Here is a 16009-nt window from a genome sequence, read left to right as displayed (position 1 = left end):
CTCTCGAGGAAGGCCGTAGAGAGCGGGGTCCGGCCGGCGCAGCCGGCAGGCTGTGCGAAGGGCCGGGCGGACCCGCGTCTTGCCAAGGCAGGCGCCGCAGCGCCCGCCCGTCAGGCGTGCAGGCTTCGAGGGGGGCGTTCGGGTCCGGCCGTCAGGAAGGACGGCGACGGCGCCACCAGGACGGTGACGCCGGTGGGTGCGGCATCGGCCATCGCCAGCACCGGCATGGCCGGCGGCAGCGCCAGGGCCACGCAGCAGGCCGCGCAGGCACTGCAGGCATGCCCGGCGGCATGGGCATGGGGCGTGGTGCCGGGCTCGTCGGCCGGCGCCCCGGCATGGGCATGGTCGGCGCCATGGCCGGCCGGATGATGATGCTCACCATGGCCGGCGGCGTGAACGCTGCCATCAGCCACGGCGTGCTGCCGCGGCGCGTGGCGCTCGGCACTGCCGCAGTGAAGCATGGCGGCTGCAGCCATGCCCTGCACGGGCAGGGCCAGCGCCAACATCCACACCATGAACACGCGCAACCACCGCATCGGCTCAGTCTAGCGCAGCGCTGTCCACCACCAGGGTATGAAATTGCGGCCCGCGCCGCACCAGAAAGCGCGTGCCCAGCGGCTGGCGCCAGGCCAGCAGCTGGCGGGCGAAGTCGGCGCTGTGCGCCACGGCGCGGCTGTTCATCGCCACCACCACATCACCGGCACGCAGGCCGATGCGCTCGGCCAGGCTGCCGCCGGTCACGCTGACCAGCAGCGCGCCCTGGGCCTGGGTCCAGCCGCGCAGCCAGGCCATCGGCGGCGCCAGATCGGCGAACTGGGCGCCCAGCCGCGGCCGGCGGATGCTGCTGCCCGCGCGCAGCTCGGCCGCCACCTGCAGCACGATCTCGATGGGCACCGACAGGCTCACGCCCGGCGTGCCGTACATGCCGGCCAGCGTGCGCAGGTTCAGGCCCACGATGTCGCCCGCCGCGTCCAGCAGGGGCCCGCCGGAATTGCCGGGGTTGAGCGCCAGGTCGCTCTGGATGAACAGCAGTTCGTGGTCGTCGCCGAAGTGCCGGTCGGTGCCACCCACCACGCCGGCGGTGACGGAGCGGTTGAGCCCATACGGCTCGCCCACCGCCAGCACCCAGTCACCCGGCCGCAGCCGCATGGCGCTGCCCAGGGGCGGTGCAGCGCCGGCCTGGCGGCCCGTGGGCACCGCCTCGGCCGGCAGCTGCAGCAAGGCAATGTCGGCCTCCTCGTCCAGCGCCTGCACCGTGGCGGGCAGCACCCGCTGGTCGGGCAGGCGCACCACCACCTGCTGCGCGTCCTGCACCACGTGCGCGGCCGTCACCGCATGGCCTTGCCCGTCGATGAAGAAGCCGGCGCCGATGCGAACGTCCAGCAGGTCGTCAGGGTCTTCGGCGGCGGCGCGGGGGCTGGTGCCGTACACGCCCAGGATCCACGGCAGGCCCCGCTGCAGCGCCGGCGCGAACGAGGCAGGGGCGCCGCCGCGGGCCCAGGCCTGCACGGGCGGCGCGGCGCCGGGTGCGGCGCAGCCCGCCAGCGCCACGGCCACCAGCACGGCCACGATGCCCCCGGCGATGGCGCGGCGCCCTGCAGCACCAGGCGGGAGATGACATCGGGAAACCGGCATGCGCCGATGGTGCAGCCCCGCGTGGCCCGGCCGATTGCGAAAAATCAAGCGGTGGCGCACCGGGGAGGCATACGCTGCGTCTTCCGCCAGGCTCACCCAGGAGAAGCCACCATGCCCCAGATGATGAAAGCCGCCGTGTTCGTGGAACCCGGCCGCATCGTGCTCGAGGACAAACCGGTGCCCGACGTCGGCCCGCTGGACGCTCTGATCCGCGTGACCACCACCACCATCTGCGGCACCGACGTGCACATCCTCAAAGGCGAGTACCCGGTGGAACGCGGCCTGACCATTGGCCATGAGCCGGTGGGGGTGATCGAGAAGCTGGGCTCTGCGGTGCGCGGCTACACCGAGGGCCAGCGCGTGATCGCCGGTGCGGTGACGCCCAGCGGCTGGAGCAATGCCTGCCTGTGCGGCTGCGGCTCGCAGGACGGTGCCGGCACCCGCCACGGCTGGAAGCCGCTGGGCGGCTGGCGCTTCGGCAACACCATCGACGGCGCGCAGGCCGAGTACCTGCTGGTGCCCGACGCCATGGTCAACCTGGCGCCGGTGCCCGACGGCCTGACCGACGAGCAGGTGCTGATGTGCCCCGACATCATGTCCACCGGCTTTTCGGGCGCGGAAAGCGCCGGCATCCGCATCGGCGATGCGGTGGCGGTGTTCGCGCAGGGCCCCATCGGCCTGTGTGCCACGCTGGGCGCCAAGCTCAGCGGCGCCACGCTGGTGATCGGCGTGGACAAGGTGCCCGCGCGGCTGGAGATGGCCCGCCGCCTGGGCGCCGACGTGGTGGTGGACGCCAGCAAGGTGGACGTGGTGGACGAGATCCTGAAGATCACCGGCGGCCGCGGCGTGGATGCGTCGATCGAGGCACTGGGCACGCAGGCCACCTTCGAAGCCGCACTGCGGGTGCTGCGCCCGGGCGGCACGCTGTCCAGCCTGGGCGTGTACTCCACCGACCTGACCATTCCGCTCAGCGCCTTCGCGGCCGGCGTGGGCGACCACAAGATCGTGACCACGCTGTGCCCCGGCGGCAAGGAACGCATGCGCCGGCTGATGTCGGTGATCGAGGCCGGCCGCGCCGACCTGGGCGCGCTGGTGACGCACCGCTACAAGCTGGACGACGTGGAAGCCGCCTACGAGCTGTTCGCGCACCAGCGCGATGGCGTGCTGAAGGTGGCGCTGACACCGTGACGACAGCATCGGGCTCCTACAATCCCGGCGCCCCGCCAGGGGCATTGCCAGGACCTCAGCCCGATGACCATGCCCCGTCCCTTGTTCCGCGGCTTCACCACGCAAGCCGAGATCGACGCGCAGTACAACGCATCGGCCGCGGTGGCCGATGCCGCCGCCGAGGCGCGGCACTATGTGGAACGCAGCGCGCTGGCCCGCAGCAGCCTGCCCTGCACGCTCGATGTGCCCTTCGGCCCCACGCTGGCAGAAACGCTGGACATCTTTCCGGCCGAGCGGCCCGACGCGCCGGTGTTCGTCTTCATCCATGGCGGCTACTGGCGCAGCCTGTCGGCCAAGGAATTCAGCTGCGTGGCGCTGGGCCTGCGCCAGCGGGGCATCACCACCGTGGCCACCAACTACGCGCTGTGCCCGCAGGTCACCATCGACGAGATCGTGCGCCAGACGCGTGCCGCCCTGGCCTGGGTGCTGCGCCACATCGGCCAGCATGGCGGCGACCCGCGGCGCGTGGCCATCGGTGGCCATTCGGCCGGCGGCCACCTCACCGCGATGGCCCTGCAAACCCGCTGGCAGGAAGACTACGGCCTGCCGGCCGACCCCTTCCGCGCGGCCGTGCTGGTGAGCGGCCTGTATGAACTCGAGCCGCTGCGCTACAGCTACCTGCAGCCGATGATCCAGCTGGACGACGGCATCATCCGCCGCAACTCACCCACCTTCGGCGTGCGGCCGTGCAGCACACCGGCGCTGATCACCTGGGGCGCCGATGAGCCGCCCGAGTTCGAGCGCCAGGCCCTGGGCTACCACGCCGCCTGGCAGGCCGCCGGCAACACGGCCGAGTTGCTGCCCCAGGCCGGCAAGCACCACTTCTCGGCCATCCACGGCTTTGAAGACCCCGACAGCCCGCTGTGCCGCTGGGTGGCCGAGCGCCTGGGCGCGGTGGCCTGAAACCTGCACGCGCCGCGGCCCTTGTGCCCCCCTGCCGTGACCACCCTGCCATGACCACACCGCCCGCCCCCGCGCCCGCCGCCACCGAACGCATCGTCCAGGAAGAAGGCGCCCAGCTCGACTTCAGCCGCGACATGAGCTATGGCGACTACCTTCACCTGGACCAGATCCTCAGCGCCCAGCATCCGCTGTCACCCGCGCATGACGAGATGCTGTTCATCGTGCAGCACCAGACCAGCGAGCTGTGGATGAAGCTGATGCTGCATGAGCTGACCGCCGCCGTGCAGGCGGTGGCCGAAGAGCGCATGGCACCGGCCTTCAAGATGCTGGCGCGGGTGAGCCGCATCATGGAGCAACTGGTGGGCGCCTGGACCGTGCTGTCGACGATGACGCCGCCCGAGTACACCGCGATGCGGCCCTACCTGGCCAAGAGCAGCGGCTTCCAAAGCGCGCAGTACCGCTGCATCGAGTTCATGCTGGGCAACAAGAACCCGGCCATGCTCAAGCCCCACCAGCACCGCCCTGACCTGCTGGCCATGGTGGAGAAGGCCTGGCGCGCGCCCTCGCTGTACGACGAGGCGCTGCGCCTGCTGGCCCGCCGCAGCCTGCCGGTGCCCGCCAGCCACCTCGACCGCGACTGGACCCTGCCCTACGAACAGAGCGACGACGTGGAAGCGGCCTGGCTGGAGGTGTACCGCCACCCCGACCAGCACTGGGACCTGTACCAGCTGGGCGAAAAGCTCACCGACATCGAAGACGCCTTCCGGCTCTGGCGCTTCCGCCACGTCACCACGGTGGAACGTGTCATCGGCTTCAAGCGCGGCACCGGCGGCACCGGCGGCGTGAGCTACCTGCGCAAGATGCTGGACGTGGTGCTGTTCCCTGAAATCTGGCGGCTGCGCACCGACCTGTGATGCACAGCCTGCGCGCGCTGCTGCCCGCCGCCTGGTTGCTGGCCGGCCTGGTCACCGGGGCCGGCAGCCACGCCGCCACGGTGGAGACCTACCGCGGCCTGTGCGACGCCTCGGCCGCCGAAGCCACCGATGCGCAGCACTTCGTCGTGGCCAGCGACGAGGACAACGTGCTGCGGCTCTACACCCGCGGTGAGCCGGAGCCCATCGGGCAGCTGAGGCTGGACGGCTTCCTGGGCACCGGGCAGCGAGAGGCCGACATCGAAGGGGCGGCGCGCATCGGCAGCCGCATCTACTGGATCAGCTCACACGGCCGCAACAGCGGCGGCAAGCGCCGCGAAGAGCGCCTGCGATTGTTCGCCACCGATGCCGAAGACGGCCTGCTGCAGCCGGCCGGCGCTGCCTATACCCGGCTGCTCGACGACCTGGTGGCAGCGCCCACGCTGCAGCACCTGAAGCTGGAAGAGGCGGCCCGCCTGCCGCCCGAAGCGCCCGGCGGCCTGAACATCGAAGGCTTGGCCGCCACGCCGGAAGGCGGCCTGCTGATCGGCTTGCGCAACCCCATTCCCAATGGGCGTGCACTGCTGGTGCCGCTGCTCAACCCGGTCGAGGTGGTGGAGCACGGCCGCACCGCGCAGTTCGGCGAGCCGGTGCTGCTGACTTTGCGCAACCGCGGCGTGCGCAGCATCGAACGCATCGGCAACGCCTACTGGATCGTGGCCGGCCCCACCGCCGACCGTGGCAGCTTCTCGCTCTACCGCTGGAGCGGCCGAGCGGGCGACGCACCGCAGCTGCAGGACAGCGCCGCCTTCACCGGCCTGCAACCCGAAGCCCTGTTCGCCTGGCCCGGCAGCGGCGAGCTGCAGTTCCTCAGCGACGACGGCGGCCTGGACGTGGGCGGCACGCCCTGCAAGAAGCTGCCGCCGGCGCGGCAGACGTTTAGGGCGGTGGTGATGCCCCAGCCGCGGTAGCGGGGGCCGCCAGCGCAGCGAGCCGGGGGTCACCTCAGTCCCGCCGGGCCGCCCCAAGAGACTGAGCTCCCCCTCGGGGGGCGCGAGCGCAGCGAGCTTGGGGGTCACATCAGTCTTGGCGCGAGCGGCGACGCACCACGGCGCCCAGCGCCGCGGCACCGGCCAGCCACAGCGCCCAGGTGCCGGGCTCCGGCACCGGCGACACGCCGGTGACCGTGGCCACCACCAGGTTGTCGGCATAGCTCAGGCTCAGCGTGTAGCCGTTGGCCAGCGCCGCGTCGAAGGCGCCGCTGTAGCTGCCGCTGTACTGGATCAAGCTGAACTGCTGACCCACCGTCGGCGTGTAGCCGTCAAAGTTCAGCCGCAGCGTGCCATCGAAGCTGGCCGGCGCATACCACGACAGCCCACCCCAGGCCGCCTGCCCGCCCACGCCGGCCACGTCGAACACCAGCTGCGAGGCATCGCCCAGCAGCAGATCGCCGTACAGCAGGATCTGGCCGGTGTCGTCAACGCGGATCAGCCCGGCGGTGTTGTCAAAGCGCTGGCCGGACTGCATCTGCAGGGTCAAACGCCCACCCTCGGCGATCAGGCTGCCCTGGTTGACGACGTTGATGTTGCCGTCGTTGCCGACATAACCCGCCCCACGCAGCGTGTGGCCTTGCCCGATGGTCAGCGCGTAGCCGTTGCCATAGATGGAGCTGTAGTTCTGATCGCCGAGCACCGTGCTGCCCCCACCGGCCAGCGTGGTGTCGCCGGCCAGGGTCACATAGGCACCGCCGGTGTAGGGCGAGCCCTGCACGGTCAGCGTGCCCGTGTTGGTGATGGTGCCGGCCAGGCCCAGACGGCCGCCGCCCAGCACATGCAGCTGCCCCTCCAGCCGGCTGTCCTTGAGGTTGAGGTTCGATGCCGTCCGCAAGCTGCCGGTCAGTCGGGTGTTGTCGTAGGCGCCGCCACCCGCCAACTCCGCGCCGCCCTGCCCGTGGATGACGCCGCCGGTCAGCGTGCCGCTCTCGAGGCTGAACACGCCGTTATTGGCCACGGTGATGGTGCCCGTGCTGTTGTTCACCGTCCGGTCGATCCCCGGACTCACCGACAGTCGGCCGCCCTCGGCCACCACACTGCCCTTGTTGACGACGTTGATGTTGCTGTCGTTGCCGACATAGCCCGCACCGCGCAGCGTGTGGCCTTGCCCGATTGTCAGCGTGCGGCCGCTGCCGTAGATGGAGCTGTAGTTCTGATCGGCGAGCACCGTGCTGCCGCCACCGGCCAGCGTGGTGTCGCCGGCCAGGGTCACATGGGCACTGCCGGTGTAGGGCGAGCCTTGCACGGTCAGCGTGCCGGTGTTGGCGATGGTGCCCGCCAGCAACAGGTTGGTGCCGGCAGCGACCCGCAACGGCCCCGCCAACTGGGTGTCTCGGTAGATGCCGCCGCCGGTCAGTTGTGCCGCGCCCTGGCCGGTGATCGTGCCGCCGCTGAAGCTGCCGCTGTCCAGGCTGAGCGTGGCGCCGTCGGCCACGGTGACGGTGCCTGCCGCGTTGTTGAAGCTGCGACCGTCGCCGGGCAACAAGTGCAGAACGCTGCTCTCGGCGATAACCGCACCCTGGTTGACGACGTTGATGTTGCCGTCCGCACCGATGTAACCCGCCCCGCGCAGCGTGTGGCCTTGCCCGATGGTCAGCGTGCGGCCGCCGCCATAGATGGAGCTGTAGTTCTGATCGCCGAGTACCGTGCTGCCGCCACCGGCCAGCGTGGTGTCGCCAGCCAGGGTGACGTAGGCACTGCCGACGGAGGGCGAGCCCTGCACGGTCAGCGTGCCGGTGTTGGTGATGGTGCCGGCCAGGCCCACAGAGCCGCCACCGAGCACCTGCAACTGCCCTTCCAGGCGGCTGTCTTTGAGGTTGAGGTTGGAATTGGCCTGGAAGCTGCCGGTCAGCCGGGTGTTCTCGTAAATGCCGCCGCCGCCCAGCAGGGCGCCGGCCTCGCCTTGGATCACGCCGCCACCCAGCTTGCCGCCTTCCAGCCTCAAGCTGCCGTTGGCCGCCACGCTGATGGTGCCGGCGCTGTTGTCCACCGTTTGAGTACTGCCCAGGTATAGCGACAGAGCACCTCCCTCGGCCACCACGCTGCCTTTGTTGACGACGTTGATGTTGCCGTCGGCACCGATGTAACCCGCCCCGCGCAGCGTGTGGCCTTGCCCGATGGTCAGCGTGCGGCCACTGCCATAGATGGAGCTGTAGTTTTGATCGCCGAGCACCGTGCTGCCGCTACCGGCCAGCGTAGTGTCGCCAGCGAGGGTCACATAGGCACCGCCGACGGAGGGCAAGCCTTGCACGGTCAGCGTGCCGGTGCTGGTGATCGTGCCGGCCAGGCCGACATAGCCGCCGCCCAGCACCTGCAACTGCCCTTCCAGGCGGCTGTCTTTGAGGTTGAGGTTGGAATTGGCCTGGAAGCTGCCGGTCAGCCGCGTGTTCTCGTAGAGGCCGCTGCCGCCCAGCAAGGCGCCGGCCTCGCCGTGGATCACGCCGCCACCCAGCTTGCCGCCTTCCAGCCTCAAGCTGCCGTTGGCCGCCACGCTGATGGTGCCGGCGCTGTTGTCCACCGTCTGGGCATTGCCTACGAAAAAGGACAGGACACCACCCTCGGCCACCACGCTGCCTTGGTTGACAACGTTGATGTTGCCGTCCGCACCGATGTAACCCGCCCCGCGCAGCGTGTGGCCTTGCCCGATGGTCAGCGTCCGACCGTTGCCGTAGATGTAGCTGTAGTACTGGTGGCTCAGCACCGTGCTGCCGCCACCGGCCAGCGTGGTGTCGGCGGCCAGGCTCAAGGACGCACCGCCGGCGTAGGGCGAGCCTTGCACCGTCAGCTTGCCGGTGTTGGTGATGGTGCCGGCCAGCGACAGGTTGGTGCCGGCAGCGACTTGCAGTTGCCCTGCCAGCTGCGTATCGCGGTAGACACCGCCGCCGGTCAGGCGAGCCTCGCCCTGGCCGGTGATGGTGCCGCCACTGAGGCTGCCGCTGTCCAGGCTGAGCGTAGCGCCGTCGGCCACGGTGACGGTGCCCGCCACGTTGTTGAAGCTGCGGCCTCCGCCCAGCGCCAGGCGCAAGACGCCGCCCTCGGCGATCACCGCTCCCTGGTTGACGACGTTGATGTTGCCGTCGATGCCGACGTAACCGGTACCGCGCAGCGTGTGGCCGGCAGCGATGGTCAGCGTGTGGCCGTTGCCGTAGACGTAGCTGTAGTTGGGATCGCTGAGCACCGTGCTGCCGCTGCCCGCCAGCGTGGTGCTGGCGGCCAGATTCAACGATGCGCTGCCCACATAGGGTGAGCCCTGCACCGTCAGCACGCCGTCGTTGCTCACCAGCCCGCCATGCAACGTGAGGCTGCCCTGGCGAATGTTCAGGGCGTCGCCAGCACCGATGAACACCTGAGAAGCCGCCACACCGCCATCCACCCATACGATGGATTGGGCAGCCGGATCGACCAGGGCATCGATGAAGACCCGGTCTGCATAGTCCGGCACCAGGCCGTCCACCCAGGCCGCGCCGCTGGTCCACGAGCCTTCACCGCCGGCCCAATAGGCGTCCATGGCCTGCACCGGCTGGGTCAGTGTCAGGGCCATCAGGTTGAGCACGGCCACGCCGATGGCGCTGCGGCGCAGGCGTTGGCGTGAGCGATGGGTGGGTGAAACGGTGCGGTCTGCGCGCATGAGTTCTCTCTCCGGCTGCTGGTTGTTCGGGCGCGCCTCCAGGGCCCGCCTGCGTTTCAGTTTGTTTCGCCCCTGCTGGCGCTGTCGTTACCTGTTCAGGTATCGGCGCAGGCCTCGCAGCCCCCCGCATCCATGGGGTCCACCAGCCGCTGCACCGCGCTGCGCCAGAGCAGGCCCACCAGTTCAGCCTGCCGCGCCGTCCGGGTCTTGGCCAGCAACCGCTTGACGTGCATCTGCACGGTGTTCACCTGCAGTCCCCAGGCGGTGGCCATCTCGGCGGCGGAAGCGCCGTTGGCCAGGGCCACGGCCACGCGGGCCTCGGCCGGGGTGAAGCCAAAGGCGCCGCGCAGCGCGCCTTCGTCCAGCACCACCAGCGCGGGGTCGGCCAGCCACACCACCGCCTGCGACGGCTCACCGAGCCCGCCCTTGTGCCGCGAGATGCGCAGCGTCAGGGGCACAGCCCCGGGGCGCGGCAGGGCGAGCGTGGTTTCACGCGGCTCGAAGCTGCGGGGCCCGCACACCCAGCGCAGCGCGTCCTGCAGCGGCGTGGAGGCCGGCAGCAGCTGCAGCCGGCGCTCGGCCACGTACAAGCATTCGGGGTTGGCCCGCACGATGCGCTGGGCCGAGGGTGTCCAGGCCAGCAGGGTTTGCAGGGGGCTCAGGCGCAGCTGGGCCGCGGGGGGCAGGCCGAAGGGCTCGGGCAGCAGCAGGGGTCGAGGCGTCGGTGTCACGTCGCAAGGCAGTCGTGGGCAGTACCGACGCAGACGAACACCGCGCCCGGTTGTCAGGGCCGGTCTTGGGGGCGGGCAGCGTGGCCGCTCAGGCGTCGGCGCGGCGCAGCAGCACGAAGGCCGCCCAGATGCGCGCCGGCTCGCCCGCGCGCTGCGCCTCGACCTGGGCCTGCCGCAACGCGGCGGCGGCCTGGCCCCGGTGCGCGGCCAGCGCGGCATAGAAGCGGCGCATGAAGCGGGCGGTGCCCGCGTCTTCCACCCGCCAGAGGCTGGCCACCACCTCATGGGCGCCGCCGTCGATCAAGGTGCTGGCCAGGCCATCCACTTCACGGCCATCGGCCTGCACGCCGACGGCGGTTTCGCAGGCCGACAAGGTGACCAGACGCGGTTGACCCAGCGGCAGCTGCCGCAGGCGGTCGAGGTGCAGACGCGCCCCATCGCCCAGCAGCAGCCAGCTGCGCGAGACGTTGCCCGGGCGCAGCACGAAGTGCGTGCCCAGGTGCAGCAGCTGTTCGGGCTGCTGGCCGGCCAGGCCGACCAGCTGGGCCTCGGTGAAGGCCTCGTTGAGGTGCCCACTGCCGGGCAGCGGACCGGTGCCGATGCCGCCGCAGGCGCTGGCCGGATCTTCCAGTCCCGCCACGCTGCCTTGCACGATGCTGCACAGCTCGTCGGCCACCCCGGGCAGTGCCGGCAGGCCCTGCAGCGCGCGGGTGACGCCGAAGGCCTGCGCACGCAGGGCCCCGGGTGCCGGCGGGCTTCGCAGGGCAGGACCGGGTGCCTGCACCACCAGTTCCGGGCCGGCCACCACCGGCTGCCCCGGCGAGCCGGCCAGCAGGGCGGGCGGCAGGTAGCGCAAGGGCCCGTCCAGCGCCAGCACGATGCGCTGCGCACCGGCTTGCCGAGAAGCCTGCGCCAGCGCCTGCCCCAGCGCGCCCTGCAAGGCCAGCGCATCGGCGTCGGGCGGCGTGCCCTGCTGCAGGGCGTCGCGCCAGCGGGCGATGGCGGGCCCCAACGCAGCCAGCCCCCAGGGCAGGCGCTGGGTGTAGGCGCCGCCGGCATGCACGAACAGCAGGCTCAGGGCATCGTCACCGGCCAGGGTGTGCACCTGCAGCACACCGGCCGCAGGGCGCACCAGGGCGCGCTGGGGCAGCGCCCGCAGCGTGCGGTCAGGCACGGCCTGCAGACGGGCCAGCGCCGCGTCCAGCCCGGCCCGCCGCGCAGCCTGTCGCTCGCGCTCGGCGTCGGCCAGGGTTTGCAGCCGCTGCCGCTCGGCGGCGGACAGGCGGCCCGCCGCTTCCCACTGGCGCAGCCGCTGCAGTTCAGCGCCCGGCGCCTGCGACAACCACAGTTCGAACTGGCGGCGCGCAGCCCGCTCGGGCGCGGTGTAGCCCAGCTCGGCCGGCCCGGCGGCGGTGGCGGGGCCGGCACGCAGGCCGAAGTCGAACTGCTCCTGGGCCTTGAGCAGGTCCAGCACCAGCCGCGCCTCGGGCAGGCGGCCGGCGCGCAGCAGGCCATCGGCCACGCGCCGGTACAGGGGCGTCTTGTCGGCCAGGTAGCGCGCATCGGCCTGGCGGCCCAGCGGCAGCAGTGCCTCGCGCTGGCCTTGCAGCAGCTCGATGGCCAGCTTGCCCAGCATGATGGCCTGGGCCGGCCGGCCGCGCAGGTCCTGCGCCTGGGCCAGCAGGTCCAGGGCCTGCCACTGCAGCCGCGGCTGGCCGGCGGTGGTGGCGGCCAGCAGGGCGTCCTCCGCGGCCTGGGCGGCAGCCTCACCGCCCGCCGCGCCGCCGGTGCGCAGCAGCCGGCGGGCCTGGGCCATGCGCACGACGGCTTGCGCCTCGGGGTTGAAGGCGGCCGACTCGGGCGCTGTGCAGGCCACCGGCTCCCATTCACAGCGCAGCGCGGCCAGCACCTGGCGCTGCGGATGGTCGGCCGGCAGGCCCTGGGCGAGGGCGGCATCGGCGGCAGCCCAGTGGCGCAGCGCGGCGGCCACCCCGTCGGCGCCCCCCTGGCGCAGCAAGATGGCGGCCTGCAGGCTGTGCCGAAAGGCCTGCTCATCCGGCGTCGGCGGGCGAGGGTCGGCGTCCAGCAGCTGCAGTTGCTCGGCGGCTTCTTGTGTGTCGCCCACCTCCAGCAGCGCACGGGCCGCGCTCAGGCGGGTCAACGGCAAGGTGTCGCCATCGGTCTTGCCGGGGCCCAGCCGCCGCAGCGCCTGCTGCAGGCTGGCCAGGCCGTCGGCCAGCGCGCCCTGGGCCAGCTGCGCCTCGCCCAGCCGCCGCCAGGGGCGGGCACCGCGAGCGGCATCGCGCTCGGGTCGCGCGGCCATCAGCGCCACGGCGGCCCGCGCCACCTCGGCCGCGCCAGCCGGGTCGCCGCGCGCCAGCAGCAGGCTGGACAGTTGCTCACGCACCGACACGGCATGGCCGGAGATGTCAGGCGCCAGTCCCTGCGCACGGTCGGCCGTGGCCACACCTTCGCGCAGCGCCTCTTCGCTCTCGTGCCAGCGGGCCAGGCCCTGCAGCACCACGCCACGGTTGCTCAGCGCCGAGACAAGGGTGAAAGGCTCCTGCGGCCAAAGCTCGCGGCGCAGGGCGATCTCGGCATCCACCGCCGCGAGCGCCTCTTGCAGCCGGCCCTGCCGACGCTGGAGCACCGACCGGTGGGCGTACAGGGCCGCCCGCTGCAACGGGCTGCCGCCCAGCCGGTCCTGCTCGTCGAACAGCTGGTCGATCGCACGTTCGGCCTCGGGATAGCGGCGGGCGCTGGAAAGCATCACCACATGGTTGATGCGCGCGCTGATGCGGTCGCTCTCGACCACCTCCGGGTCGGGCTCGGCACCAGCCTCGAAAGCCTGCGTCGACCACAGCAGCGCGGTCGTGTTCTCACCCAGTTGCAGGTGCACCACCGCCAGCATCCCGGCGCTCATGGCAGCCAGTGTGGGCCGGCCAGCCGCCTGATAGGCCGTGACCAGCGCTTCGAACAGCGGCACGGCTTCAGACGCGCGGCCGAGCCAGACCAAGGCCGCCGCCACGTCGGACTGGTAGCGCAGCCGGGCCAGCACATCGCCCGGCCGATCAGCCTGCACCCGGCGCAGGCCCTGGCAGGCGCCTTCGAGCGCAAACGGATCGGCCTTGACCTGCGCCGCGCGCAGCCGCTCGTTCAAGACCTGCAGCGGTTGGTCGGCAGGCCAGGCCTGGGTGACGGCCTGGCAATGCAGCGCCACCGCCGTGTCCAGCGCGCCAGGTTCGGCTGCGCCGGCATGCAGCGCCTGCCCCAGCGCCAGCAGGCCGAGCCAGCGCCTCATGGTTGCCGCGGCACGAATTCAATGCGCAGCTGCGGTCCGCCGCCCGGCGTGATGCCGAGTTCGGCCAGCGCGGCCTGCTGCGCCGCGGTCAGCGGCTGCACCAGCACCAGGTCGATGCCTGGCCGGCCGAGCTGCTCATAGGCATCGGCCTCGAAGCCACGCTGACGCAGTTGCTGCAGCAAAGCATCGCGCTCGGCCTGGGCAGCCGGGCCATCGGCGACCGTGCGTTGCAGCAGGCCGTCGCCGCGCAGCACAAAAGGCGGTGGCGCGGTGGATGGCACGGGCCGCGCCGCCCACCACGCGGCCACACCCGCCGCCAGCCCCAGGCCCAGGGCGACTGCAGGCCAGCGCCGCGGCCGTGCCGGTGCCGCCGTGCCTGGCCGCATGCGCGGGGCGCCGGCAGCGGGCGCAGCGGCCGGGCCCGTTGCCGGCGTTTCACCAGGCGTTTGAGCAGACCCATCCGCAGGCGCGGGCAGCACGCCGGCCTGCCGCGCACGTTCGAGCAGGCGCTGCAGGCGCTCGTCGGTGGCCGGCAGGGCGGCCGGCGGGGCATCGAGGCGGTAGCGGCGCAGGCCCTGGCGCAGGGCCATGGCTTCAGCCACCACCGGCGCCGGGGCGCCGGGCACCGCCCGGCCGGCCAGCAGGTCCAGCCACTGCTGATCGTCTTCGGCGTGATCGTGTCGGGAGTTCATGGTGTGCCCACCAGTTGGTACCAGGCCGCAAAAAAGGGACGCGCCTTCTTGCGGCACTGTGAGATGAATTCGCGCGTGGCGCCCGGCGTGCGGTCCAGCAGCGCCTGGATCTGCGCGTTGTCCAGGCCGTCGTCCACCACCCACCGCAGCACGGTGGCGTGCTCGGGGTGGGCCCTGGCAAAGGCGTCGAAACAGGCGCGGAAGACGGCCTCGCGCTGCTGCTCGCTGATCTGCTGCTCAGGCGTGGCGGCGGGCGGCTGCAGCACCTCGTCCACTTCGGCCTGCAGCGCGGCCAAGGCCGCTTCGTCCGAGGGCAAGGCCAGCTCCTGGGCTGGTCGGCGCTGGCGCAGCGCATCCAGCAGCGTGTTGCGCACGATCTGGTGGATCCAGGCCAGCGGGTCGCCGCGGCCCTCGAAGGTGGCGCAGCGCAGCCATACCTTGACCATGGCGTCCTGCACCACGTCTTCGGCCGCATGCCAGCTGCGCAGCGCGGCCGCCGCTTCACGGTAGAAGCGGGCGCCGTGCTCACGCTCGACCACGCGCAGCCAGTGTTCGATGTGGCGCCCGCCATCGCGACAGGCTTGCGCGAACGAGCGGGCGGTCAACATGGACATCCGGTTCCCCCTTGGCTTTGCAGCCCAATGTAGCAAGGGAACCTGCCCCGGCGAAGGCGCGCCGCGGCTCGTATTTGCCGGCCGGCTCAGGTGCTGCCGCGCACCACCAGTTCAAACCCCAGGTCCACCGACGAGGGCGAGACCGACTCCCCGCGCATCAGGCGCAGCAGCATTTGTGTGGCCACGGTGCCGATGTCGCTGCGGGGCGTGCGCACCGTGGTCAGTGGCGGGTTGGCCAGGTCGCTGCCCGTCAGGTCGTTGAACCCGGCGATCGCCACGCGACCGGGCACCTCGATGCGGTGGCGCGCGGCGGCCAGCAGGGCGCCCTGGGCCAGGTCGTCGTTGCAGAAGAAGATCGCGTCCACCGCAGGCATGTCGGGCGCGTGGGCGGCGCTGTCCAGCGCCAGGATCTGCTCGAACATGCGGCTGCCCAGGGCCAGCGAAGAAGGCGCGGGATTCAGCCACTCCAGCCGCTCGTCGTACAGGCCCGCGGCCTGCAGCTCGCGGCGCCAGCCGGCCAGGCGTTGCAGCACCCGCGGGTCGAGCTGAGCCGCCGCAAAGGCGATCCGCCGCCGGCCGCGCTGCAGCAGGTGGCGCGTGAGCGCGGCGCCAGCCTCGGCCTGCGACAGGCCCACGCTGTACTGGCCGGGCACGTCGGAGGTTTCCATCACATGCACGCAGGGCACGCCGCTGCGCTCGATCAGCGCGCGGGTGCTGTCGTGCCGGTCGAATCCGGTGACGATGAGGCCGGCCGGCCGGTGCGCCAGCTGCTCGCGCAGCAGCTGCTCTTCTTCCGCCGGGTCGTAGTGGGTGATGCCGATCAGCGTCTGGTAGCCGGCGCGGCGCAGCTGCAGCTGTACCGCCTCCAGCAGGTCGACGAACAAGGCGTTGGTGAGCAACGGAATGAGCACCGCCACATGGGTGCTGTGGCGCGAGGCGAGCGCGCGCGCCGCGGGGTCGGGCACGTAGCCCAGCTGCTGCACCGCGGCCTGCACGCGGGCCACCAGGTCGGGCGCCACCGCACGCTCGCCGCGCAGCGCACGCGAAACGGTGATGGGGCTGACGCCGGCGGCCTGCGCCACGTCGGCCAGCGTCACGCGGCCGGTAGCTCGGGGTCGGGAGGGGTTCATGACGCGATCAGGGAAAACACGGTGGGCGGTGGCGGCATGGTTTGCTTAGGATAGCGCTGTCCAAGCCGGGGGCGCCTCAGGGCTCTCCCTGATGCAGCGCACCATCGGCAACGCAACACCCGGGCGGTGGCGCCTTCTCGCGCCACCGCCCTTTCATGAAGCCGGCCGGATAGCGCTATCCCAAA

At 71.9% G+C, this 16009-nt stretch carries 12 protein-coding genes; 4 read left to right on the top strand and 8 right to left on the bottom strand.

Going from position 1 to position 16009, the window contains the following annotated elements; all coding sequences use genetic code 11:
- Positions 1-110 precede the first annotated feature (110 nt).
- Positions 111-536: a hypothetical protein gene (locus tag MW290_RS09780; RefSeq protein ID WP_250194479.1), complete on the bottom strand. Its 426-nt coding sequence runs from the start codon at positions 534-536 to the stop codon at positions 111-113.
- A 4-nt stretch (positions 537-540) separates the two neighbouring features.
- Positions 541-1635: a S1C family serine protease gene (locus MW290_RS09775; protein ID WP_250194478.1), complete on the bottom strand. Its 1095-nt coding sequence runs from the start codon at positions 1633-1635 to the stop codon at positions 541-543.
- Between the two features lie 111 nt (positions 1636-1746).
- On the opposite strand from MW290_RS09775, the gene MW290_RS09770 reads away from it, so the two are divergent.
- From MW290_RS09770 to MW290_RS09755, 4 genes are all read left to right on the top strand, one after another.
- Positions 1747-2823: an NAD(P)-dependent alcohol dehydrogenase gene (locus MW290_RS09770; protein ID WP_250194477.1), complete on the top strand. Its 1077-nt coding sequence runs from the start codon at positions 1747-1749 to the stop codon at positions 2821-2823.
- Positions 2824-2886: 63 nt separating this feature from the next.
- Positions 2887-3765 (top strand): alpha/beta hydrolase, encoded by an 879-nt coding sequence (locus MW290_RS09765; RefSeq protein WP_250194476.1) that lies wholly within the window; start codon positions 2887-2889, stop codon positions 3763-3765.
- A gap of 50 nt (positions 3766-3815) precedes the next feature.
- Complete coding sequence (gene kynA / locus MW290_RS09760) at positions 3816-4679, top strand: tryptophan 2,3-dioxygenase (protein WP_250194475.1); 864 nt, start codon at positions 3816-3818, stop codon at positions 4677-4679.
- Entirely contained in the window at positions 4679-5647 is a 969-nt protein-coding gene (locus MW290_RS09755; RefSeq protein WP_250194474.1) for a DUF3616 domain-containing protein, read from the top strand. The genes kynA and MW290_RS09755 overlap by 1 nt, the downstream gene beginning before the upstream one ends.
- Positions 5648-5756: 109 nt before the next feature.
- On the opposite strand, the gene MW290_RS09750 is transcribed toward MW290_RS09755, so the two are convergent.
- The 6 genes from MW290_RS09750 to gntR form a co-directional block, all read right to left on the bottom strand.
- The gene (locus MW290_RS09750) at positions 5757-9356 is read right to left on the bottom strand and encodes a beta strand repeat-containing protein (protein WP_250194473.1); all 3600 of its coding nucleotides are present in this window, start codon (positions 9354-9356) and stop codon (positions 5757-5759) included.
- A 95-nt stretch (positions 9357-9451) separates the two neighbouring features.
- Complete coding sequence (locus MW290_RS09745; RefSeq protein ID WP_250194472.1) at positions 9452-10087, bottom strand: helix-turn-helix transcriptional regulator; 636 nt, start codon at positions 10085-10087, stop codon at positions 9452-9454.
- A gap of 88 nt (positions 10088-10175) precedes the next feature.
- A complete protein-coding gene (locus tag MW290_RS09740) occupies positions 10176-13388 on the bottom strand; it encodes a CHAT domain-containing protein (protein ID WP_250194471.1) in 3213 nt (1070 codons plus the stop codon).
- The gene (locus MW290_RS09735; protein ID WP_250194470.1) at positions 13385-14080 is read right to left on the bottom strand and encodes a hypothetical protein; all 696 of its coding nucleotides are present in this window, start codon (positions 14078-14080) and stop codon (positions 13385-13387) included. Before MW290_RS09735 ends, MW290_RS09740 begins: the two co-directional genes overlap by 4 nt.
- Positions 14077-14694 carry an RNA polymerase sigma factor gene (locus MW290_RS09730; protein ID WP_250194469.1) on the bottom strand — a complete coding sequence of 206 codons (618 nt, stop codon included), beginning with the start codon at positions 14692-14694 and terminating at the stop codon, positions 14077-14079. Before MW290_RS09730 ends, MW290_RS09735 begins: the two co-directional genes overlap by 4 nt.
- A gap of 86 nt (positions 14695-14780) precedes the next feature.
- Positions 14781-15824 carry an HTH-type transcriptional regulator GntR gene (gene gntR / locus MW290_RS09725; protein WP_250194468.1) on the bottom strand — a complete coding sequence of 348 codons (1044 nt, stop codon included), beginning with the start codon at positions 15822-15824 and terminating at the stop codon, positions 14781-14783.
- Between the last annotated feature and the right edge of the window lie 185 nt (positions 15825-16009).

Source organism: Aquincola tertiaricarbonis (genome assembly GCF_023573145.1).
GTDB classification, from domain to species: Bacteria; Pseudomonadota; Gammaproteobacteria; order Burkholderiales; family Burkholderiaceae_C; genus Aquincola; species Aquincola tertiaricarbonis_B.
This window is presented reverse-complemented; position numbering and strand designations above follow the sequence as displayed.